Source organism: Bacteroidota bacterium, assembly GCA_016714535.1.
GTDB lineage: Bacteria > Bacteroidota > Bacteroidia > AKYH767-A > OLB10 > JADKFV01.
In genome coordinates this window covers 77,744-103,252 of record JADKDR010000002.1, presented here as the reverse complement: position 1 = coordinate 103,252, position 25,509 = coordinate 77,744, and the positions used below count along the sequence as shown (strand labels likewise).

Here is a 25,509-nt window from a genome sequence, read left to right as displayed (position 1 = left end):
CTATTAATAAACTTGAAAATTAACTTTCCAAAACAAATGAAGCAATTACTTTCAAAGTTACTGTTAGTACTTAGCATTTGCACAACTGCTGCAAATGCTCAAACTATCGAAAATGCTTATACATACACCCAAACTAATTTTGGCAGCACAGGAAGGTCACTGGGAATGGGTGGTGGCATAGGTGCTATGGGTGGTGACGCTGCTGGTATACTTGTTAACCCTGCCGGACTTGCCATATTTCGCAAATCAGAATTTACGTTTACTCCTCAGTTAGGTAGTGCTAATGTTAAATCAAACTTTTTAAATAACTCAATTGATGACTCCAGGTTTATTTTTAATGTATCTAACTTTGCATTTGTTTTTTCTGGCTATAATGAAAAACGTTCACGTTGGAAGGGTTTGAATTTTGCTATTGCATACAATCGTGAAAACACTTTTAGCTCAAATACCTTAGCCGAAGGTGTAAATTCAAAAAATTCTCTTTTAACCTCGTTTGTTGACAAAGCGAATGGGGTATCCTCTTCAAATTTTTCTGAAATTAATTATGCCTTTGATGTAGGGCTTGCATATCAAACTTACCTGCTTAATCCAATTGCACCCGACACCAATTATTATTCTACAGTGGTGCCAAATGGAGGTATGTTGCAAACCATATCGCGTGATATAAAAGGTGGACGGGGAGCATGGTCCTTTGCATTCAGCAACAATTACAAAGACAAAGTAATGCTTGGTGGTTCGCTGGATATAGGCACTTTTAACTTCGAAGAAACATATACACACACCGAAACAGATAAGTTTGACAGCGTTTCGGTTCCCAAAGAATCGCTCGACATTAAATCTTTTTCCTATTCCAAATATAAAAATACTACCGGAAGCAGCATTGGCGCCACGCTTGGAATTCTTATACGACCAATTGATTGGATTAGATTTGGAGCTTCTGTTCAAACTCCGCGCTCATACCGTATGAACTATAAAGACACGTACAGCATGAATGCCGACTATCAGGAAGGCAGTTATACTGACTCGGCAAGTAGCGTATTCAAATACAGATTAATATCACCTATGCGTATTACGGGGAGTGTTGCATTAATTTATAAATCTTACGGGCTTATTAGTCTGGATTATGAATTAGTAAATAACAAAGCCACACGTTTTCGTTCGGGCACCTATTCCTTTGCATCTGAGAATAGCCAAATTAAACAGAAATTCGAAAACTCATCAAACATCCGTCTCGGAGCTGAATATCGCTATGATATTTTTGCATTCCGTGGAGGAATTGCCATGTACAGCAGTGCTGTTGGTAACAGTTATTCAAATGGTGCATCAGATTTTAATGCCATAAGCTACTCTGGAGGTTTGGGAATGCGTGAGTCTGGCTATTTTATTGATTTAGGATATGCTTATACAAAGAGTAAAAACAGTCAGCAGGTTTATGCACTTGCAGAACAAGCCCCGCTTACTTCGCTTCAAGATGTAACACATCACAGGGTAATGATTACGCTTGGCTTTAAATTTTAAGACATGCAATAAACCGATAGAAGCGGCTAGCAATAATTTGTTAGCCGTTTTTTTATGCAAATTGCTGAAATAGATTAGAAAAAACATTCAGTGGCTACAAAGTCGGCTTTCAATTTCCCTGTATCGGTTAGAATATACTTTCCATCTTTATAAATCGCTTCGCCTGAAGAAATGAATTTAGAAATTGACCGTTCAAAATAAGCTACCCGTTGTTTTCCATATGTGTTTTCCATGTTGATAATATTAACGCCCCACTTGGTTCTCAGGCCAAGCATTACAAACTCATTATACTTATTCTGCTCCGATAGTAATTCAATCTCAAAATAATCGGGCGAGCCAGTCTGCATTAATTTTATGTATTGAGGGTTATTTGCAATATTCCACTGTCTATGGTTTCCATTGTAAGAATGAGCCGAAGGTCCTATGCCAATATATTTCCACCCTTTCCAATATCCCGAATTATGTACTGCATAATTGTCGCCCTTACAAAAATTAGAAATCTCGTATTGCTGCCATTGTTGTTGTTCGCACCATTGAAGCAATTGCTGAAAGTGGTTTGAATAAACTATTTCATCTGTTTGTGGTAACTGTTTCCGGGCAATCAATTTGGCAAGCGCTGTTCTTTCTTCTATGGTAAGCGCATAACACGAAAGGTGATTAATAGGCAATGTAGCCGCTAAATCAAGGTTCTTCCTCCATGCCTTTTCATCCTGAAAAGGTAAGCCATACATTAAATCAATTGTGATATAATCAAAACCAACACTTGCTGCGAGCTGTATTGACTCAATAGCCTCTGCTGCTTTGTGGGACCGATTCATGCGTATCAAATCGGCATCGTCAAAACTTTGCACCCCAATACTTAAACGATTGATTCCAAGTAATTGATAGTGTTTTAATAGCTCAGCCTTTATGTCTTCGGGATTGCATTCGATAGTAACTTCTGCCTTATCAGCTAGCACGTAATTAGTTCTTATGGCGTTAAAAATTCTTTCAATCTGCTTAGGACCTAATATAGATGGTGTTCCACCACCCAGATAAATTGACTGAAGAATAAATGGCTCATCAAAATACTTTTTCTTAAGCATTAATTCTGTGCAAATAGCATTTATCATCATGTCCACATTTTCTTTCGAAGTAGAAAAATGGAAATTGCAATAGCTGCAAGCCTGACTGCAATAAGGAATATGTATGTATAATGAATGCATTTACAATGTTGCAAAGGTAAATAAAGAACAAAGGTATGCGCTAATCTGTTTTTAGATAAGCCTCGGTTCAGTAAATGCAAATGCATCACAATGAAAACTACAAGGTTCCATAGTTTTACTACTAGCGTAAGCCATAGTTTAATTCGAACTCGCAAAAATCATTATAAGTAATTGATGTGCGTGAAAAAATAAATTATAACGAGTTCCAAAATGAATTACCTAATTCTTTAATGGCATTGCCTGCAATATATTCATAAAGAGTTCAAAAACAATAGGAAGTATACACTAATTCACTCTAAAAAAAAAGCCCTTGCCTGACGGCAAGGGCGAACATAAAAGTGATCAGGGGCAATTGATCATTGTAAAATTACGCGCTTCACACGTATATCGAAATTCACCTGTAGCTTAAGCATGTAAACAGCCTTACTAAGATGTGTCAAATCCAGTTTTAATAAATTGCTACCTGCCATACTACGTTGAGTAGTCTCGTAAACCAATTTACCATTTAAATCATATATATCCACGGTTACATCATGTTCATCGCTATCTATAAACTCAATATTGATAACTCCAGAACTTGGATTCGGATATGCATTGAGTTGTAAGAAATCATTGGCTTTCACATCCACTTTGGTAACATCGTTACAATTGAACTTTGGACATACCAACAAGTTGTGACGCTTCGTGCCTAATGACCAGCTACTATTGATAGCAGCTAACAAGTTGCGCATCTCGCTACGTGTAATCAAGCCAGTACAACCGCTAAGCAATCTACTTGCCTCAGTGTACACCTGCTCAACCGTATAACCCTTGTAAGCTCCTGAGTCTACTATCAAGTCCTTAAACATTACGTTGCTCATTGGCGCAAATCCCGGGTCAGCCAAATCAAAGTTGATATTAAGCGACAATGCAACCAATTGCGATGCCAGTCCATTATCCAAGTCGCCCGGTAATGGATTAACAACGGTTTGATTCAGAATATGCGTCCATCCCTTACTTGGCAAGAAGGTTTTTACTGCCGCTGCCGAGGTAAGCGTAATCGTATTGTTGTTACATGGCCCACCAAGTACCATTCCATTAGGGAATACATCAGCAAAATGAACGTCAAGGTAATCAGCGAGCATTGCTCCATTTGGATCATCCGGGTTTGGATTATAGTAATTTTGCTTAAATCCGGACATAAAGTTCCCGCAAATTGGCTTCTCATCATCGATATATACTGTAGCCATGGTTGTGCAACCATTTACATCAGTTATCGTAACCGTATGGAATGTTCCACCGCATAAGCCGGTAATTACTTTAGTCGTTTTTCCATTCGTCCAGCTATAGCTATAAGGAGCTACACCACCCGCAGGATTGGCTTGTGCTACACCATTACATTGGAAGCATACTGCATTCTTCTTGCTTATTCCTGCAATTAGCGGAGCAGGGTTGTCAATTTTAATCATGCATTGAGAGGTGCAACCATATGCACTTGTAACGGTTACAGTGTATGTTCCTGCAGCTAGTCCACTAACAGTTGCTGTTGTATAACCGTTACTCCATAAGTAAGTATAAGGCGCACTTCCACCGGTTGCCTGCACTTCGCATACTGCCGTGTTAGTTCCACTGCACATTACAGGAGTTACCAGGTTAATATTACACACAACAATTTCCATGTTGTCGGTAACCGTTGCATTACAGATGGTAGTACAACCCTTACTATCGGTAACAGTCACGGTATACATTCCGGCACACAGGCCTGTAATAGCCGAAGAAGTTTGTCCATTGTTCCATAGGAACGTATACGGACTCTTACCACCCGAAGCCGTAACCGAAGCGGTTCCGTTGCAAGCACCACAGGTCGACTCAGTTGTGAGTGTATTACATACCAACTTAGATGGCTGGGTTAAGGTATACTGCGCATAAGCCTGACATCCAATAGCGCTTGTTACCGTTACACTATATGTTCCTGAACTTAAACCAAATATGGTTATATTTGTAGAACCATTACTCCACAAGTAAGTATAAGGGGCAGTGCCTCCGGCAGGTGATGCAGTAAGTTCGCCATCACTCGCTCCATTACAACTGATTCCTTGCTTTTTAAGAATGCTAACTTTTGTTTCATCAGAAATCATATCAACTTTTACTGTACAAGCAGAAGTACAACCCTTTTTATCTGTTACAGTAACCGAGTAGTTACCTGCACACAGATTATTGATGGCAGCCGTAGTAGCACCATTGCTCCATAAGAAGGTATACGGAGCCTTTCCTCCTGTTACAGTAGCGGTGGCTGAGCCATTGCAAGCATTACATGTAGCACTGTTAGCAGTGGTGGCGCATACCAGTTGGTCAGGATTGAACAAACAAACACTGATTGTATCAAAGCATCCTAAGGCACTGGTAACAGTTACCGTATACGCTCCGGCACCAAGGCCAGTAATAGTAGCATTAGTTTGACCATTGCTCCACAGATAGGTGTAAGGTGCTGTGCCACCCGTAGCGCTTGCTGTAAGTTCTCCGTCATTTCCGCCAAAGCAAGAAATAGTCTTGTCTTTCGTTATATTAGCAATAAGCTGCTCATTGATATTATCCACTTTTACAGTACAAACTGTAGAACAGCCTCTTGCATCAGTAACTATTACATCATAATTTCCAGCACACAATCCTGTGGCAGTCGTTGCAGAAGCACCATTGCTCCACTGATAGGTGTAAGGAGCTACTCCACCATTAACAGAAACCGATGCAGTACCGTTGCATTGACCACAAGTTTCGTTGGTGGCATTGGCATTGCATGTCAATATCGCTGGCTGTCCCAGGAATATACTGCATTGTGAATTACATCCATTAGCATCTGTAACAGTTACAGTATATGTTCCTGAATACAAACTTGTAACAGAAGCGGTAGTAAAGCCGTTACTCCATAAGTAGGTGTATGGCTGAGACCCTCCGGTAGCAGTAGCACTTAATGCTCCTGAATTATCACCAAAACAGATAATCAATTTATCCTTAGCAATGGAACAGGCCAAAGAACCTGACAAGTCATCCACTTTTACATTGCACTCGCTGCTGCAACCGCGTTTATCAGTTACAGTTACCGTGTAATTACCTGCACAAAGTCCGGCTATACTGTTTGAAGTATCTCCATTACTCCACAAATAGGTGTAAGGCGTAATACCTCCGGTAACAATAACGCTTGCCGAGCCATTACAAGTACCACACAATGTTCCTGTTGCTGTTGTATTACATACTAATAGGGCTGGATTTACAAGGCAAACTGAGCAAGTTGTTGAACATCCGGCCTGATTCGTTACAGTTACCGTATAGAACCCTGCAGATAACCCTGAAACGGTAGCGGTTGTTCCGCCAGTACTCCAAAGGTAAGTTAACCCATTGCTGTTGTTTAAACCGGCTATGTTAACCGTTAATGCTCCATTACTTCCATTGTGGCAAGTGATAGAATGGGTCTTCTTTATAGTACATGATCCTAATGAAACACCATTAATATCAACACTACATGTTGATTCACATCCGTTGCCGTCAGTAACTGTTACGGTATATGTACCGGCACTTAGATTACTTTGAGCCATAGTTGTTGCACCATTACTCCATAAGTAGGAAACATTTCCTGTACCACCTATTGCACTTACACTTACCGAACCATCAGCTGCATTGCAGCTTGTTACATCTGTACTACTGCAACTTACTATTAGCTCCGAAGGATTGCTAAGCGTAGCGGTAGCATTCGCACTATTACCATTTCCATCTAAAACAATTACAGTATACGTATTAGCTGTTGCATTAAAGATTGTAGCATCAGTTGCTCCATTGCTCCATATATAAGAAACGTTACCCTGAGCACCAGTGACATTTGCTGTCAAAGATCCGTCTGCACCATTGTAACAACTAACCGCGGTAGTAGAAATGCTCACATATAAAACTCCGGGCTCCGATACCACACTTTGACAAGTTACTGATTCACCGTTTAGACCGGTAACTGTAACTGTATATGTGCCTGCAATTAAACCACTTAGCGAAGACGTGGTAGCACCATTGCTCCACAAGTAGGTATAGCTTGGAACTCCTCCTACTGCAATAACTGATACCGTACCGTTACTACCACCATTCGTTGTAACATTGGTGCTCATGCAGTTTACTACTAGTTGAGCAGGTTGAGTTACTATTGTTTGAGCAGTTACTGAGGCTAATGATAATGAACCCCCTGATGCATCAGTTACGGTAACTGTATATACACCTGCTTGCAAGTTTGCTATATTAGCTGTAGTTGCACCGTTGCTCCACAAATATGAGTAGGGAGGCACACCACCTAAAACCTGAGAGGTAATTGAACCATCGTCACATAAGTAACATGTTTCATTGGTTGGCGTAAGTGTTACTAATAATTGATCAGGTTGTGTTATGGTTACATTGCAAGTTTGAGAAATTCCATTTGCATCGGTAACCGTAACTGTATATGAGCCCGCCACTAAGGTGTTTATTGATGAAGTAGCCTCACCATTGCTCCATAAATATTGGTAAGGAGTTACACCTCCATTTACAATCACACTTGCACTACCATCATTAGATCCAAAAGCGGTGCAATTTGCAGAACTACAAGTCACTACTAATACACCCGGTTCATAGATTGTAGTTGAGCAGCTGCTTGCACAACCACTGGCATCTGTAGCGGTAACTGTATATGTACCTGCGATTAATCCGGTTATTGCCGCAGTTGTTTCACCATTACTCCATAGGTAACTATATGGGGCTTGTCCACCCGAAGCAGTTACAGAAGCTGTACCATCGATGCCTCCATTAGTTGTTACATCAGTTGATGTACAACCAGCTACAACATCTGCAGGATCAACGATATCAATATTCCTGATATTACTTATTCCATTGTCATCTGTAACCGTTAACGTATAGGTACCTGCAGATAAACCAGTTCTGTCTTCAGAAGTATCTCCATTATCCCACAAATAAGAGTATGGTGCAACACCACCGGCAACAGTAACATCGATGGCTGCGGTATTCCCTCCTGCACATGCATTAGGGGTTATAACTTCGGTTATCAATAAAGCACCAGGCTCTAATACGGTTGCCTCACATGTAGCAGTATAACCATTGTTGTCAGTAATAATGACGGTGTAAACATTTGGTCCCAAATTACTTATAGATGATGATGTCACACCATTGCTCCATAAATATTGGTAAGGAGTTACACCTCCATTTACAATCACACTTGCACTACCATCATTAGATCCAAAAGCGGTGCAATTTGTAGAACTACAAGTCACTACTAATACACCCGGTTCATAGATTGTAGTTGAGCAGCTGCTTGCACAACCACTGGCATCTGTAGCGGTAACTGTATATGTACCTGCGATTAATCCGGTTATTGCCGCAGTTGTTTCGCCATTACTCCATAGGTAACTATATGGGGCTTGTCCACCCGAAGTAGTTACAGAAGCTGTACCATCGATGCCTCCATTAGTTGTTACATCAGTTGATGTACAACCAGCTACAACATCTGCAGGATCAACGATATCAATATTCCTGATATTACTTATTCCATTGTCATCTGTAACCGTTAACGTATAGGTACCTGCAGATAAACCAGTTCTGTCTTCAGAAGTATCTCCATTATCCCACAAATAAGAGTATGGTGCAACACCACCGGCAATAGTAACATCAATGGTTGCTGTATTCCCTCCTGCACATGCATTAGGGGTTATAACTTCGGTTATCAATAAAGCACCAGGCTCTAATACGGTTGCCTCGCATGTAGTAGTACAACCATTGTCATCAGTAATGATCACGGTGTAAATATTAGGACCCAGATTGCTTATAGATGAAGATGATTCACCATTGCTCCATGCATACGTGTAGGGTAATGTGCCACCGGCACCAACAACCAATGCTGATCCATTATTTGCTCCATTAGAACTACTGTTTGTGCTAAAGCAATTTGCTGACAAAATAGCGGGCTCAGTTATAGTCACTGCATCTGTAACAGATACTCCATTCGCATCAGTAACAATTACAGTATATGTTGCAGCACTTAATGAGCCTATTTGCGCTGCTACAGATCCATTACTCCAGGTATAAGCATAAGGGCTCACACCACCGGTAACAACTGCCTCAGCCAAACCATCGCTTAATCCATTACATGATATGTTTGTAGAAGAAAGTGAAACGGCTAAAACCATTGGTTCAGCAATAACTACAAAATCCTCAACTGTACAATTATTAAGATCAGTTACGGTAACAGTATAAGTGCCGGCAGATAGATTCGAAATAGCATTCGTAGTTTCAGCATTGCTCCATATATAGGTATAGTTACCAGAGCCTCCAGATGCTAATACCGAAGCAGTACCATCGTTACCACCATTTGATGTGACATCGGTACCGGACATTGTTACTTGTAAAATAGATGGTTCAGAAATAACAACGGATGATGTTCGTGTATCACCTGTTCCATCCGTAGCTGTTACCGTATAAACTCCGGCAGCTAAGCCGGTATGATCTTCATTTGTGCTTGCATCGCTCCACAAATAAGTGACAGGAGGATTACTTGATATAGTGGTAATATCAATACTACCATTATTTAAACCATTGCAGGTAATATCAGTTGCAATAGCAGAAATAGAGAACAATCCTGGTTCAAATACTATTGAATTACAAGTTGCCGTACATCCATTGTCATCCGTAACAATCACTGAATATACTCCTCCACTAAGGCTATTAATACATTGTGTAGACTCCCCATTGCTCCATACATATGAATATGCTCCTGTGCCTCCATTTACAAGCACACAAGCACTGCCGTCACCGGCATTTGCTACCGACACATCAAAATGTTGGCAAGTTAAATTCAACGCATCCGGTTCAGTTATTTCTATAGATGCGGTGGCAGATGCACCATTGGCATCTGTTACGGTAACAATATAGGTTCCGGCATATAATCCGGTACGGTCTTCATCGTTGCTGCCATCATTCCATACAACGCTATAAGGCTGAACGCCCCCGGTTATATCATTTAGGATGGTTCCGGTATTGTTGCCATAGCATAAAATATTATTGCCTGTTAAAGCAACCAATAAAACATCAGGCTGTATAATAGATACTGAACACGAGGTATTGCAACCATTAGCATCAGTAACTGTTACTGCGTAAGAATTCACTGCTAATCCATAGATAGCTGATGTAGTTGCTCCATTGCTCCAAAGGTAAGTATATGGCGATGTTCCGCCAGCAACTGCAACGCTCGCTGTTCCATCCGTATTGCCATTTATGGTAATATCTGCTGATGAACAAGTAGAAGACAACGCATCTGGATCCGTTAAGGTAGCTGAATAACTTTCGATAGCTCCATTTGCGTCTACAACTACCACCGTATACGTACCCGCTGTAAGACCATTTCTGTCTTCATCGGTACTTCCATTTTCCCATGTATATTGATAAGGTGCGGTTCCACCGCTTACGGTAACATCAATTGAACCATTCGCATCACCATTACACAAATTCGAAACTGTAGTTCCGGTAACTGAAAGTACTCCCGGTTCTGTAATTAGCAGATTGCAGCTGGCTGAACATCCATTGGCATCTGTAACCGTTACTGTATATGTACCAGGTGCCAGATTCCCAATAGAAGGAGTTGCCGCGCCTGTACTCCAAAGATACGCATATGGGCTAACGCCACCGCTACCGGTTACGCTTGCACTGCCATTGTCGGCTCCATTTATAGAGACATTATTGCCTGTGCATGTTGCTGCAACCTGATCAGGTTGAATTACTGTACTTACAAGTTCAAACGTTGCACCATGCTTATCAGTAACTACCACAGTATATGATCCGGCTGATAAGTTAGTTCTATCTTCACTGGTTGATCCATTATCCCACAAATAGGTATAAGGTGAGCCACCACCAGTGGTTGTTATTTCTATTGCACCATCGCTCAATCCATTGCAAGTAACATTGGTTATAGAAGCTGAAGCTGAAAGAGCATCGGGTTGGTCAACAAGCGAAAAACAAGAAGTAGTACAACCACTTGCATCGGTTATCGTTACATAATAAATTCCCGCTGTGAGGTTATTAATACATTGATTTGTATTACCATTATCCCATAGATAAGTGAATGGAGCCGTTCCTCCATTAGCAAACACACAGGCGCTGCCATTGCTACCGCCATTTATAGAAACATCGGTATGCACACATTGGCTGTTGATGGCTATAGGTTCGTTTATAACAACCGATTCAAAAACTGTTGCACCATTTGCATCTGTTACAGTAACCTGATAAGTTCCGGCACCAATCAATACGCGATCTTCATTCGTGTTGCCGTCTTGCCATACGTAAGTATAAGGAGCAATTCCACCGCTAGTGGTTCCGTTGATGGCACCATCTGTTAACCCGTTACAAGATATATCGGTGCCAACAAGAAGGATAGCTAATTGATTAGGTTCTGAAATGCTTACTGAACATGTTGCTGAGCAAAGATTTGCATCAGTTACAACAACACTATAGTTACCTGGTGCCAGGTTTGTAACAGACTGAGTAGTGGCACCATTAGACCAACTATAGGTATAAGGGGCAGTTCCGTCATTTGGCGAACTGGTAGCAGTGCCATTATTTATACCAAAAATAGTTACATCTGTTGAAGTGCAAGCTGTGGTTAAAAGTGCTGGTTCAATAACTGCATTTGTTAAAGAAGATACAGCACCATTAGCATCTGTAACTGTTATCGTATAGGTTCCGGCCACTAGTCCGTTACGATCGGCCGTTGTAGTACCATCATCCCAAAGGAAACTATAAGGCAACACACCCCCAGAGATAGACACATTAATTGATCCATCATTTAATCCGTTGCAGGAAACAGGTGAAATTACTGAAGTAAGATCAAGCGCTGCAGGCTGGGTAACGGTTTGTGAGCATGTCTTTGTACATCCGTTTGCATCTGTTACTGTGGCAGTATAAGTGCCGGCTGTAAGATTATTAATACAATCTGTTGTTTCCCCATTGGTCCAAAGATAGGTATATGGAGTTGTTCCGCCAGCAGGAACAACACAAGCTGATCCATCTGCTAAGCCATTGATAGAAACGTTGGTATGTGAACATGTATTAGTCAACTTTGCTGGCTCCAGTATTGATATTACCTGAATTACCGAAGCGCCATTAGCATCAGTTACTGTAACAGTATATGTTCCACCATCCAAATTACTTCTGTCTTCGTTGGTATCTCCATTATTCCATAAATAGGCATATGGCGATACACCACCTGATGCGGTAACATCAATACTGCCATTATTTAAACCAAAACAAGTAACATCGGTACCTGCAACATTTACCTCCAATGCGGTAGGCTCACTTACAGCAACACTGCACGAAGCGGTGCAACCATTATCGTCTGATACAACTACTGTATATGAATTAGCTGCCAGGCCGCTTATCGAAGCGGCTGTTTCACCATTACTCCAGAGGAACGAATAAGGACCAACACTGCCACTGGCTGAAACCGATGCCGTTCCATTATCACTACCAAATACGGTAATGTTAGTAGATGAGCAATTAACTATAAGTTCAGTAGGCTCAGTTAGAGACGTTGCCTTGGTCTTAGTAGCCCCATTTGCATCGGTTACTGTAACAGTATATGTTCCAGCAGATAACCCGGTGCGATTTTGATCTGTATTACCATCGTTCCATAAAAACTGGTATGCTGGAACGCCTCCTGAAACAACTACGTCCATCGTACCATTGCTTCCATTAAAGCAAGAAATATTTGATTTTAATATGGTTACATTAAGTGGCATTGGCTGGGCTATGAAAACGTTACACGTAGCCTCACAACCATTGCCATCAGTTACAGTAACCGTATACGCAATGGCATTTAAGCCGCTAACATTTGCAGTGGTTTGTCCATTACTCCATAAATAGGTGTAAGGTGTTACCCCGCCCGCAGCAGTAACTTCAGCGGTACCATCTGATGCACCGTTAATAGTTACATTGGTCGAGCTGCAATTGGCTGTAAGGGCTACAGGTTCAGACAAAGTATAAGATGTAGATGCTGATGCTCCTGCATCATCTGTCACGATTACTGTATAAATGCCAGCAATAAGGTTAGAATTAATCGCAGAAGTTGTGCCATTTGACCATGCATAAGTATACGGTGAAAGCCCGCCAGTAGCAGTTGCTTCCAACTCCCCTGTAGCGGAACCATTGCAGCTAACTCCTAAAACCTCATTAATAGTTGCTGTAAGCACATTGGGCTCGTTTACGGTTGATTGACAAGATGTAGCACATCCATTAGCATCCGTAACTGTAACCGTATATGTTCCAGAAACAAGGCCGGTATTGGAACTGCTTGTATTACCATTAGTCCATAAATAGGAGTATGGTGATGTGCCTCCAGAAACAGAAACAGTGGCAATACCATTGCTTCCTCCATTGATGGTAACATTTACTGCAGAGCAATTGGCAACCAATGCTGCCGGCTCGATAACTGCAATTTGATCAGAAATAGAAGCGCCTCCGTCATCAGTAACTGTAACTGTATATGTACCTGCTGCTAAATTACTACGATTCTTAGTGGTTGCGCCATTCTCCCACAGATAGGTGTAAGGAGTAAGTCCTCCGGTTACCGTATTTATGATGGAACCATTTAAGCCTCCATTGCATTCCACATCATTTGCTGTGAGTGTTATACTAAGTGGTTGTGGTTCGTTTACTACCGAAGAACATTCTTTTGAACATCCATTCGCATCAGTTACTGTAACAGTATATGTACCTGCCGTTAAAGCGTTAACATTTGCAGTAGTAGCATTGTTGCTCCACAGGTAGGTGTAGCCTGGCGTACCACCAGCTACAGCAACTGAAGCTGTTCCATTACTTCCGCCATTTACCGAAACATCTCCTGCACTGCAGGTAAGGCTCAACGATGAAGGCTCCGAAATAGTTGCCTGACTGCTTATTGTGCAACCATCAACATCGGTAGCTGTTACGGTATACGTTCCAGCTGCTAGCCCTGCAGCCGTAGCATTCGTTTGGCTATTACTCCAAAGATACGTAAGTGAACCAGTATTATTCGTAACAGAAGCAGTAGCAGTACCATCGTTGCCTCCATTACAAGATATGTTGACGCTATTCATCGAAACTGAAAGCGTACAAACTTGCGTTTCCTTAAAACCAAAATCAAGATTATGATTATGTACACCTTCAGCGCCTGTGGCAAACTCAATTTCGGCACGTGCTCCAACTAATGATGCATCATTATCACTCATTCCTGCTTCGCCATTACCGACTGCGCTTTGTGTAGTTAATTCCAGATTCGAAAGCACTCCCGTGCCAGTGTTATTAAACTGTGAAGATGCAATACGTAATTTATAACTTACATTTGGCAATAAACCATTGGCTCCATTTAAGGTTACATTGGTCATATTGAAATAATATCTTCCTTTATTGTCTGTAGTGTCTTTGCCAATTACAACTCCATCGCTACTGCGCACTAATTCAACAATTACATTGTCAATTCCTGATTCATGAGCATCGGCAATTCCATTTTTAATTTTTTCTCTCCACACCAAATTACCAATTTCAATATCAGGTTTTTCAGATGCAGCGCGTATTTTACCAATACCGTTTGCATTTCCAAAATTACCAGCTATGGTAGCATCAAAAATTTGAAACTCATTAATACGTTCGCCCGTTGTGTTGGATAAACGTAGCAAACCTCCAGCATTAAATGACTGTGCCACGCTAAAAGCGCCTAAGGTTACCGATGAATCTCCAGGTAGCATTGACACGGAACCTAATGAAGTTTCATCAAACCATAGTGGATTTATTGGGAAAATAGGATCTTGAAAAAACTCGCCATGGTAGAACTCACCTCCACCTATACCTTGATAATTATTACTACCACTCGTAGTTATAGGACCTGCAGTTCCATTATTTTCTACTTCATACGAACATCCATTTTTATACACTCTAATTAAATCACCTCCGGCAGAAGTCGAATAAAAATCAAAAGATGCCGTGTTTAAATTATATTGTCCAGAACCCCCTTGATGACCCATACGATCCATAAATGCTAAAATAATAGAGCCATCGTTGTCAAACTCAATATCCGAAACTATAGGCTGAGGATAGGTAATTTCTCCTCCTCCATCAGGATGCCAGTCATCACTCCATGGATTCCATAAGGTATCGTTTGGATTTATTTCATCATTTGTTCTTCCCTTATGAAAGTTTAATGCAATTCCATCAACAGCTGGAGTAGCATCAAATGCGTCAGCGGCAACATCAAAAGAATAAACATATGCATATAAATCTGTTGGTGCTCCACTGGTATTATTACTACCACCATTTTCACCAGTGCATATTACTCCAACATAAACTTTGTTGCGAAAGTACTTTACTGCAAAGGCACGTGCCACCCCCAGGTTGCAACCCGGATCTGGTACAGCAACCGCACTTACTTGTGCTGCCGTTGGAATTAATGGTGAAGATGGATTGCGTAAATCAATTTTATACAAATTATTGTCATATAAATTTACCATAAACAAAAACTGGCCATCGGCAGAAACATCCATTCCACCAATTCCGGTTTTACCAACTTGAAAGTATGCAAGAGAATCATGACTAGGATCGTTAGCGTCTGCAGAAAGGCCGCGTTGCGCATTCGTTCTTACTTGCAAGGAACCTGATGCTGCATGTGTTGGAAAGCCTAAACCATCCAAATTAAAAAAACGTGTTGTAGTAGCCGGATAGACTGCCGAAGGATCGATAAGATAAACACCACCTGATCCTAATGGTCCAAGACCAGCATGACGCTTTACAAATGCCGAAGCAAATATTTTTCTTGATTGGCGGCTGTATGCAGCACCCCAAACCGAACCAATAGAATCTGCTCGTGCAATATTAATAGGTTCATCAGAACTTGCTCCTCCTTGCGAAGCAGGAGTTCCTGAAAAGTTTTTACGTACAGCCACAAATGCCGAAGTCGTCCCGGCTGTTCCTCCACCTAGTGGATTGCCAGTGACAAATTTCGACATATATATATATGGATTATTATCCAAAGTAAAGTCGCCAGGATAGTTCAAAGCAAAATTTACATTGGTTGCTCCCCCTTTTACAAATTGTATGGCCGAGCCATAAGTTTGTGCTCCAGAACTACTGTAATCATATGTACGATCGTTATAGCAAGTAGAGCCAGGAGTTTGAATAATAAATTCGAGGCGGGTTGAAACTCCAGATGGCACTTCCGCAGCTGTCATACTATAAAAACCGTTATCATCGGTTAAGGTAACATGCAACAAATTGTCGGTGCTATCAAAAGCACATACAGCAACCTCGGCCACGCCAGGCTCCATGTTGGGAAAAGTTTTTCCCTGAATTCCATTACCATTGTAATCTCTGAATACATAGCCACTAAGCTGTGCCTGCGTAGTTATGTAGCTTAACATCATGATAATGGATAATCCAAACGCCTTACGAAACAGTGGTGGTCGCATGGTGTTTTCCAAGTCTTTGACTTGTTTTAATTTTTCCTCCCACGTAGTGGAAGATTTTTTTCCGGCAGGCTTTGTTTTTGGTTTAGCCTTTTTAATGTCCGGTAATAGAAGTTTAAATAATTTCATTTTTTATTGATTTTTGATTTGACTTAATTTCATTTTTAAAGTGTGTTGATTGAAAAAGGATACTAAGCGAGAACCAAAAAGTTGTTGAATTGCGCCCTGATTTCACTTTTATGGTTTCGCGTTAATTTTTTTACCTAAGAGGTGTTCGAAAATGTATTTATTATCATTATTCTATTTATTTGATGTGTTATATCGATTTGATAGATTTTGAGCATAGCGCTGCCAGGCCTCGATTTTCAATCAATTTGAAAGGCGATAGTTGCAAACCCTTATGTTATCCTTTAAACTGGCTGCAAGAAGCTGCCGGATAACAATACTGCTAAGGCATAAAAAGCCATAAGCGGTAATCTGCTAAATCATGTTTTGGCCATAAACCGATGAAACTCGGTGAAAACAGCTTTTAGCATTTGGAAAAAACTGAGTGTCAGAATAGAATTAATCATCCCAGAATTATTTAAAATAAAAATTTTTGCTTAACAAAATCTACCATTTACCTATTAGAATAGAATAGTTGATGGTATTATTTGCCCCGTTTAATTTGCCCCGAATTAGAAGCCGCCCTTATTGATGTTAGATAGAGTAGACATTTTTGTAGGCGAATCATCTAATTACTGTGGCAAAAGAACATATAGTTATTAACAACGACAAGCATTGATAGAATATTCGCCAAAAAAAGCTAATATTATGATATAAGTAATTATATTTCAATAATTTAAGTAAATGTGAAAAGCAAAATAATCACCAATATGACTATGTATAATAGCCATTTTTGTTGGTAAACAATCTATTTTATTAGGCTATTAACTGAAAAAGGAGGTCAAAGTATACCAAATAGCACAAACCGGGGGTAGTAAAGCTTGGTGAACTAGCTTCTCAACCGAAAAATATTCAAATAACCTATTAGAAATTCCTTAAGAATAAAAAGCCATCTTCTCCTTTGGTTTAACTACTGTGTAAATGGAAGGCAAAAAATTGCTCTCAATTCAATAGGGTAATAAGGTTATTGATTATTCCAATTTTGATACCATGTCAAGTTAATGTGATGCGGTAACTAGTATTCGTAAAATTTCGGTGCATCTTTGCACAACTTAAATGAGTGGTACATGGAAGATGTATTAAAATTTGCCAAACAATTGGCAATAATTGCAGCCCTGGGGCTTGCCATAGTTTACACACTTCAGGCAGTGGAACCTGCCCATTGGCATACACCACACCCTTGGGTGTTGGTGGTGTTCTTTTATTTGATGGGAGTTGGGTTCTATGGAGGATTATTTTATAGTTCAGATGGAGACCCTAAAGCATTTGTTCGCTATTACCTTGCAGGAACTACCATTAAATTATTTATCATGTTGGCTGTTCTTGTTTTGTTTAGCATGGCATTACCACAGTCAGCCCAAGGATTTATTATTAAATTTTTCTTACTGTATTTGATTTTTACAGCTTTCGAAGTGTATCACTTATATAAAAAGTATAAGACTAATTAAACCAAGAAGCTTTATGCGTTAAATCTTTTCTTTGGCGTTTAATCATGCTTGTTAGATTTATTATTTATTTATCTAACTAATAGTTCCGTACTCACAAAAGCGTACACGCTTGTAGTTTTTTTGTGCATTTTTCATCCATTTTTTTATTTATCAAAGATATATTTTATATCGACTACGATAATTTGATTAAACTTTTCAAATCACCATTGCTCAGCCAATACACCCCCAACCCCCACATGGGGGCAACCTATACTGCGCTGGGTTTTTCGTATCATTTAGTTTTTGTTTGTAATGGAATTTGTTTTTTCTATTTCTTTTGATGCATTGGTTATTTTATTTAAGATAATTTCATTACTAAAACGAAATTCAAAAATCTCGATTTTCTTTTTCAGCTAGACATTTCACAATTAAGATAATGCCAGCCGAGCATTGGTAAGCCCCCAGTTGGGGTTGGGGGTTAATTCTTCACCAATTTAGCATATTACTATTCATGTTTTTCTTCTATCTTAATATCTGGCACCGCTAATATAAAGGCAAGTTATCTGCCACCTTCTATTCATTAATCTTTTTCATTATGAAAAAGAAAAATCATTTAGGTCGGTTTACAAAAAACAAACATCTGTTCAACTAAATACAGTACCAAGGGTTTTCCCCTGTTTTTTTAAAACAGGGGTTTGCCATCTTTTATAGCGCATTGCCTCGCAATACATTTGTATCAGTAATTAAATACTGTTTTAGAAAAAAAAAGAAATACGGCTTTACCAAAGTAACGCAACCAATCATTAACCTAACCCTAACTTGTCCGACCCCGTAAGGTCGGTTATCCATCTAAGCCCCGTAAGGCTTTTTTAATGAGTTAAAAAAGTTAGGAATTCATAGTCACCAAAATAAAAAACCAAATGTTGGTGTCATGAGTATGGTCAATTGTTTTACACCAAGTAACTTGCAATTATGTTTTATCCATGCATATTCGCGCATTGATAATAAAATGACTTGCAAAAATGAACGTATTAGTTACAGGAGGCACAGGCTTTATAGGATCGCATACCGTAGTTGAGTTACAAAAAAAAGGTTTCAATGTTTTTATTATAGACAATCTCAGCAATTCGCGTCCCGAAGTTGTTGATGCCATAACGGAAGTAACCGGAATAAGACCTTATTTTTACGAATTTGATATTTGCCAAAAAGAAAAAATCTCCGATTTTTTTCAGCAGCATACCATTCATGCTATGGTACATTTTGCCGCGCACAAAGCGGTGGGCGAATCGGTAGAAAAACCATTAATGTATTATCGCAACAACATTGTATCGTTGCTAAATCTATTAGATCAATGTGTGGCCAGCCCACACCCTATTCACTTAGTTTTCTCTTCTTCGTGTACCGTATATGGCGAGCCCGACTATTTGCCGGTTGATGAAAAAGCCCCCATTAAACCTGCCGAATCGCCTTATGGAAATACCAAAAAAATGAGTGAAGACATTATACGCGATACAAGCCGGGCATGCCATAACAAAGCTATTGCCTTAAGGTACTTTAATCCGGTTGGGGCGCACGACTCTGCCCTTATAGGCGAGTATCCGCTTGGCAGGCCAAACAACCTGATGCCCATCATAACCCAAACAGCCATTGGTAAATTGGCGGGTTTCAATATTTTCGGAAATGACTATGATACACCTGATGGATCATGCATCAGGGATTATATACATGTAGTTGACCTTGCGCGGGCACATGTAGTTGCCATAGAACGTATGATACACAACAAAAACAAAACGGACTACGAAGTGTTTAATATTGGTACCGGCAATGGTATAAGCGTTGTAGAAATGGTTGCAGCATTTGAAAAAATGACTGGTGAAAAGCTGAATTACACCATAGCTGCACGCAGGGCTGGAGATGTGGTAAAGGTATTTGCTGATACTAAGTTGGCAAATGAAGAACTGGGATGGAAAGCAGAGCTAAACCTTGAGGATATGGTAAAAAGTGCCTGGGCATGGGAGCAAAAGCTTAAAGAAAAAGGCCTTTAAGCGGAAATTGGCTCAGCAAAGGGCAAAAAAAAATCCAGATGATTAATCTGGATTAGGGCAACGAAGTTCTTTACATCTTAATAGTTGTCGTTGTTACGAGGGCCGCGTCTGAAGTTACTTCTTCTTTCGCCACCTCCGCCACCGCCACCGCCTTCTGTACGAGGGCGAGCCTCAGAAACGGTAATGGCACGGCCATTAATTTCTTTGCCATTCAATGCATTTAAAGCGTTACTTGCTTCTGCATCATTGGGCATTTCTACAAAGCCGTAGCCTTTGCTTCTGCCAGAGAATTTGTCGGACACAATTCTTACAGAAGAAACTTCGCCATAAGAGCGGAATGTTTCCTCTAAATCGCTGTCCTTAACCTTATATTCAAGGTTACCTACATAAATGTTCATTTGATAAAGTATATAAATTATTAAAACGCTACGAATAACGTGATAATAAATTTATAAAAAAAATAAATTTTAAATATTATCAGTGCGTTTTTATCCGGTAAATTTGGCTAATTAAGTAATAGATAGTCCCTTACCATGGCTTAATAAGAAAATTCTGTTCCTAAATATATCCAATAATTTATGATTTCATTAATAAAATCTAACACCCGAGGCAGTATGGAATTAGATTGGCTCAATGCTCGCTATTCCTTTAGTTTTGCCGGTTATCACAACCCAAAGCGCATGCATTTTGGGGTATTACGTGTACTTAATGACGACATAGTTGCCGCAGGGGGAGGTTTTGGCATGCACCCTCATGATAACATGGAAATTATCACCATTCCATTAGAGGGAGCCTTAAGTCACACCGATAGTCTTGGCAATACCGGCCTAATTCGCAAAGGCGAAATTCAGGTTATGAGTGCCGGAACAGGCATATTACACAGTGAATTTAATCATAGCAAAACCGATCCGGTAAAACTTTTACAAATTTGGCTGTATCCCAATGTGCGTAATGTTTCGCCACGCTACTCCCAACGCACGTATGATATAGGAAAATTAAATAAGTGGCAGTGCCTTGTTTCGCCTTTGGACAAAGGGGCAGGAGATACCTGGATTAATCAGGAGGCATGGTTTTCAATTGCTTTCCTCGAAAAGGATAAAGAAATCACCTACTCGCTCAATCAGGCTAAAAATGGAATTTTTATTTTTTTAATAGAGGGGGCATGCACAGTTGAAAAACAAATTTTAGCAAGACGAGACGCACTATCCATTGAAAAAGAAGAAAAAATTGACATACTTGCAACCGAAAAATCGATGGTACTGCTAATTGAAGTGCCTATGCAAGTGTAATTAATTAAGTTTAAAAAAGATAGAATATGTCAAAGTCAAAATGGATAATAGACCATGCGCACAGCACTGTTGGTTTTAAGGTAAAGCACCTGATGCTTACTTATGTTTCTGGCGAATTTTTGAATTACGACTCGGCAATAGAAACTGAAAACGAAGATTTTATGCATGCCATGATTTCATTTAGTGCAAAGAGCGACAGCATAAGTACCAGCAATGGACAAAGGGACGAACACATTAAGTCGGCCGACTTTCTTGATTGTGCCAACTACCCTAACATTACCTTTAAAGCAACCAAATACGAGAGTATTGATAATGATGGCTCGTATGAATTGTATGGAGATTTGACCATACGAAATATTACCAAACCTGTTAAACTTGATGTTGAATTTGGGGGTGTGTTGCATGACCCCTGGGGTAATGCCAAGGCAGGTTTCACAATCAACGGCAAATTTAGCCGCAACGATTTTGGACTTGTGTGGAATCAGGCACTCGAAACCGGAGGGGTACTAGTGAGCGATGACATACGTGTTAGTTGCGAAATACAACTAGTGAAACAATAGTTATCAAACACAACATAGCAACAAAGCAAACTTTAAAGATTGCAAGTTGTTACCAACTAAAAATCAGAAACTGAATGTTAATAGGAATTGGAATTTGCTTACTCACCTTTGCCATAATGGAAGCTGTAACATGGTGCACTCATAAATTTGTAATGCATGGCTTTTTATGGTATTTACATCGCGATCATCATCAGCCACACGAAGGTTTTTTTGAAAAAAACGATGCCTTCTTTCTGATTTTTGCCATACCAAGTTTTTTACTCATTCTTACAGGAGCCAATGCTGGCTTTACATGGTGGTTTTATATTGGTTTGGGCATCATGCTATATGGTCTTGCTTATTTCCTTGTGCACGATATTTTTATACATCAACGTTTTCGCTTTTTACGAAATTCTTCTTCCTGGTATGCACGCGGATTGCGTAAGGCACACAAGGTGCATCACAAGCATTTAGGCAAGGAAGAGGGTGAGTGTTTCGGAATGTTATTTGTGCCCTTCAGATACTTTGTCGAAGCAATGAAACCAACTTCCAATAATTTGTTTGAAAAAAACTAACGCTAATGAAGTGGTTATACCTTGCCTTTAACGTTGGCAGTGTAACGGTGCCTTTTTTATTTAGCTTTGATAAACGACTCGGTTTTAATAAAACTGAAAAATTCTTGCCACTGCGCTTGTTTTAACCGCGGTACTCTTTTTGATTTGGGACTTTTTGGCTTGTTTACTCAAATTGGAATCTGGAAATTCAATTACAACTCGCATTAGGCTATACGTTGGACAACTTACCTTTTGAGGTGTGGATGTTTTTTATCTTTATTCTATTTGCATGCATATTTACACATGAACCACTCAAGTATTTAATTCCTAAAATTTTTATTCATAATTATGGCAAACAAATCACCAACGCAACGTTGGCTCTGTGTGTATTGATGATTGCACCATATCACGACCGCTATTACACATGAACTACCTTTATACTGCTTGGCATTGTGCTGAGTATTAATCAATTTTTATTAAAGGCAGGTTTTATTTTAGCTTTTTGGTTTCGTGCATTCCCTTTGCCATTGTAACTGGATTGTTAACGGCTATGCCAGTATTGATTTAAAGCAATACAGAAAACTGTGGCATTCGGGCAGGCGCTATTCCTGCAGAAGATTTCTTTTACAGCATGCTGATGCTATTAATGAACATTACTATTTTTGAGCGCTTAAAAAATGCAAATGCCTGAAGGCATTTTTCCGGCTTCGTAGTACAATGGATAGTATAGGGGTTTCCGAAGCCCTTGATACAGGTTCGATTCCTGTCGAAGCTACTACTTATTTGCACCCTCTTTTTACCAAGTATTTTGACTTGGTGGCCTTCCCAATAACTCTTCCAATTATAGTTATTCTTATGCTCTTACTTGCTTCAAAAGTAATCCGCTTGATAACAGACCAACTATATCGAATTTATAAAAATATTAAGCCCTCCCTATTTTTTCAAAATTTAACGGGCATGGGTACTAAAATCCAACCTGATTTAACGATTTCGATATCTTCCGTTTTCAATACAATAGTTTGATTAGCAATCAGTATTGTCATTGTTTTCAACTCATTGTGCTATTTTATTATAAAAGCAAATAAGTTAAGGAGTGCTATTGCTACTCTTACTTTCTTTTTTACCTTCGCGCCCTGAAAAAATCAGCATCACAGAGCAATGGCAAATCTTAAAGAAATACGATTAAGGATAACATCGGTATCGAGTACGCAGCAAATTACCAAAGCTATGAAAATGGTAAGCGCAGCAAAATTACGCAGAGCTCAAGATGCAATCATTCAAATGCGTCCATATGCAAATAAACTCCGCGACATTATGGAAAATGTGAGCGGCTCCTTAGACGGAAATGCTGGTGGCCAATATGCTAAGGAACGCAAAGTAGAAAAGGTATTGATAGTTGCTATTAATAGCAACCGTGGGTTGTGTGGTGGTTTCAATGCCAACGTCATCCGTACAGTGAACCGATTATTAAATCACGAATACGCTACTCAGGCAAATGCAGGTCAGGTAAAAATTTTAGCAATCGGTAAAAAAGCTTCAGACTTTTTTAATAAGAAACCGGCCAGTTTTGCCGGCCACCATAATGAAGTTTACAATTCTTTAAAATTTGATGTAGTAGCACCAATTGCCGAGTCAATAATGAAACAATTTGCCGATGGTACTTTTGACAAAGTAGTACTGGTTTACAATCAGTTTAAAAATGCTGCCGTACAGAATGTACAAAATGAACAATTATTACCAGTTACTGCAACCGCAATTGTGGGTGCCAAAGCAAAATCGAAAACATCATCTGATTATATCTATAATCCAGGCAAAGAGGAAATAGTAAATGACCTGATACCACGTGCAGTAAAAACACAATTGTTCAAAGCACTTTTAGATTCGCAAGCCAGTGAGCATGGTGCACGTATGACCGCTATGAGTAAGGCTACCGACAACGCACAAGAACTTCTTCGCGACTTACGCATTACTTATAATAAAGCACGTCAGGCAAGCATTACAAATGAAATTCTTGAAATTGTTGCAGGTGCCGAAGCCTTAAAAGGTTAATTAAATTCCATTATTTAATAGCGATGCAAATTTTATGTTTGATTGACACCATCAACACATTATACCGCTATGCCTTCTAACATATTAATTGTATACACCGGGGGCACCATAGGCATGGTGCACGATAAAGATACCGGGAGCCTGGTTCCATTTGACTTTGGAAAAATAGAAGATCGCATACCTGAGCTAAAATCATTTTCGTGTGCTATTGATTTTATCAGCTATCACCCACTAATTGACAGCAGCGATGTTACCACTACTTTATGGAATCAACTGGCGCAAACCATTTATGACAACCAAATTAATTATGGTGCAATCATAATTTTGCATGGTACAGATACTATGGCCTATACCGCTTCGGCCTTGAGTTTTATGCTGGAAGGGAAACACGTACCAGTGCTGTTAACCGGCTCGCAATTGCCCATTGGCGCTGTGCGTACCGATGCACGTAACAACCTAATAACTACCGTTGAAATTGCCTGTCAACTCATTCAAAAAAATATTGCTCTTAACGAAGTATGCATTTGCTTTGACGATTTACTCCTTCGTGGCAATCGTTGCGAAAAATTTACTTCATCACGATTCTATGCGTTCAGGTCTGAAAATTTTCCTGCACTTGCCGATGCCGGCACTGAAATAGAATTTCATCCTGAGTTGTTTTTGGCAATACCAACACAATCGCTACGTATACAGCCATTGTTACATATACCTGTTTGGTTGATTAAAATACATCCATCCATGAACCTCGAATTCATGATGGCTTGCCTCAATGCTCAAAATAATGCAAGCTTACCAAAAGCCATCTTACTCGAAACGTTTGGTGCTGGTAATGCTCCAACCGATAAACGTTTTGAAGAATTTGTATCCGATGCCATTGCGAAAAATATGGTGGTAGTTAATGTTTCGCAATGCATAGGAGGCGCTGTAGAACCGGGCAAATATGCCGGCAGTTATCGCTTGCATCAATTGGGTGTAATCAATGGCCATGACCTTACAACCGAAGCAGCACTTGCCAAGTTAATGTATTTATTTTCTAAAGGCCTTGAGTCAAAACAAGTAGCGTTGCAAATGGAAATTTCGCTTAGGGGCGAAATGGATCTTCGTTAGTTTTAGTTTTGTTATAAATACTATAAATATCCGGCTGCTCTAATTGCTTTTTTTTACTGCTTATAAAATTTCCCTTTCCCAAAGCCGTTTGTAGAAATATGAAATCTATAGATACAAAGTTCAATAAATC

General features: G+C 39.8%; 11 protein-coding genes and 1 tRNA gene. 9 read left to right on the top strand and 3 right to left on the bottom strand.

The features are described from left to right. Positions 1-36: 36 nt before the first annotated feature. Positions 37-1,518 (top strand): hypothetical protein, encoded by a 1,482-nt coding sequence (locus IPO27_03680; protein MBK8845697.1) that lies wholly within the window; start codon positions 37-39, stop codon positions 1,516-1,518. Between the two features lie 74 nt (positions 1,519-1,592). On the opposite strand, the gene hemW is transcribed toward IPO27_03680, so the two are convergent. Then, the gene (gene hemW / locus IPO27_03675; GenBank protein MBK8845696.1) at positions 1,593-2,723 is read right to left on the bottom strand and encodes a radical SAM family heme chaperone HemW; all 1,131 of its coding nucleotides are present in this window, start codon (positions 2,721-2,723) and stop codon (positions 1,593-1,595) included. A gap of 356 nt (positions 2,724-3,079) precedes the next feature. Beyond that, positions 3,080-16,333 carry a T9SS type A sorting domain-containing protein gene (locus IPO27_03670; GenBank protein MBK8845695.1) on the bottom strand — a complete coding sequence of 4,418 codons (13,254 nt, stop codon included), beginning with the start codon at positions 16,331-16,333 and terminating at the stop codon, positions 3,080-3,082. Positions 16,334-17,412: 1,079 nt separating this feature from the next. Between IPO27_03670 and IPO27_03665 the strand changes: the two genes are divergently transcribed. Both IPO27_03665 and galE read left to right on the top strand, forming a co-directional pair. Continuing rightward, entirely contained in the window at positions 17,413-17,817 is a 405-nt protein-coding gene (locus IPO27_03665) for a hypothetical protein (protein ID MBK8845694.1), read from the top strand. 1,001 nt (positions 17,818-18,818) lie between these two features. Further along, positions 18,819-19,841 carry a UDP-glucose 4-epimerase GalE gene (galE, locus tag IPO27_03660; protein ID MBK8845693.1) on the top strand — a complete coding sequence of 341 codons (1,023 nt, stop codon included), beginning with the start codon at positions 18,819-18,821 and terminating at the stop codon, positions 19,839-19,841. 77 nt (positions 19,842-19,918) lie between these two features. Here galE and IPO27_03655 read toward each other — a convergent pair whose 3' ends face one another. Next, a complete protein-coding gene (locus IPO27_03655; protein MBK8845692.1) occupies positions 19,919-20,239 on the bottom strand; it encodes an RNA-binding protein in 321 nt (106 codons plus the stop codon). A 180-nt stretch (positions 20,240-20,419) separates the two neighbouring features. On the opposite strand from IPO27_03655, the gene IPO27_03650 reads away from it, so the two are divergent. The 6 genes from IPO27_03650 to IPO27_03625 all read left to right on the top strand — a co-directional run bounded on the left by IPO27_03650 (position 20,420) and on the right by IPO27_03625 (position 25,379). Continuing rightward, on the top strand, positions 20,420-21,130 hold the full coding sequence (locus IPO27_03650) for a pirin family protein (GenBank protein ID MBK8845691.1): 711 nt from the start codon (positions 20,420-20,422) through the stop codon (positions 21,128-21,130). Between the two features lie 26 nt (positions 21,131-21,156). Continuing rightward, on the top strand, positions 21,157-21,690 hold the full coding sequence (locus IPO27_03645) for a YceI family protein (GenBank protein MBK8845690.1): 534 nt from the start codon (positions 21,157-21,159) through the stop codon (positions 21,688-21,690). A gap of 74 nt (positions 21,691-21,764) precedes the next feature. Further along, positions 21,765-22,244 (top strand): sterol desaturase family protein, encoded by a 480-nt coding sequence (locus IPO27_03640; GenBank protein ID MBK8845689.1) that lies wholly within the window; start codon positions 21,765-21,767, stop codon positions 22,242-22,244. Between the two features lie 682 nt (positions 22,245-22,926). Beyond that, positions 22,927-22,998 (top strand) — tRNA-Arg (locus IPO27_03635). Between the two features lie 383 nt (positions 22,999-23,381). Further along, positions 23,382-24,272, top strand: coding sequence for an ATP synthase F1 subunit gamma (atpG, locus tag IPO27_03630; GenBank protein ID MBK8845688.1), 891 nt, complete (start codon positions 23,382-23,384; stop codon positions 24,270-24,272). Positions 24,273-24,341: 69 nt separating this feature from the next. Beyond that, a complete protein-coding gene (locus IPO27_03625; protein MBK8845687.1) occupies positions 24,342-25,379 on the top strand; it encodes an asparaginase in 1,038 nt (345 codons plus the stop codon). The last annotated feature ends 130 nt before the right edge of the window (positions 25,380-25,509 follow it).

Excerpts from the sequence above, each read along its gene's own strand:
- IPO27_03680 (MBK8845697.1), top strand. The coding sequence starts at position 37 with ATGAAGCAATTACTTTCAAAGTTACTGTTAGTACTTAGCATTTGCACA.
- hemW (MBK8845696.1), bottom strand. The coding sequence starts at position 2,723 with ATGCATTCATTATACATACATATTCCTTATTGCAGTCAGGCTTGCAGC.
- IPO27_03670 (MBK8845695.1), bottom strand. The coding sequence starts at position 16,333 with ATGAAATTATTTAAACTTCTATTACCGGACATTAAAAAGGCTAAACCA.
- galE (MBK8845693.1), top strand. The coding sequence starts at position 18,819 with ATGAACGTATTAGTTACAGGAGGCACAGGCTTTATAGGATCGCATACC.
- IPO27_03655 (MBK8845692.1), bottom strand. The coding sequence starts at position 20,239 with ATGAACATTTATGTAGGTAACCTTGAATATAAGGTTAAGGACAGCGAT.
- IPO27_03650 (MBK8845691.1), top strand. The coding sequence starts at position 20,420 with ATGATTTCATTAATAAAATCTAACACCCGAGGCAGTATGGAATTAGAT.
- IPO27_03645 (MBK8845690.1), top strand. The coding sequence starts at position 21,157 with ATGTCAAAGTCAAAATGGATAATAGACCATGCGCACAGCACTGTTGGT.
- IPO27_03640 (MBK8845689.1), top strand. The coding sequence starts at position 21,765 with ATGTTAATAGGAATTGGAATTTGCTTACTCACCTTTGCCATAATGGAA.
- atpG (MBK8845688.1), top strand. The coding sequence starts at position 23,382 with ATGGCAAATCTTAAAGAAATACGATTAAGGATAACATCGGTATCGAGT.
- IPO27_03625 (MBK8845687.1), top strand. The coding sequence starts at position 24,342 with ATGCCTTCTAACATATTAATTGTATACACCGGGGGCACCATAGGCATG.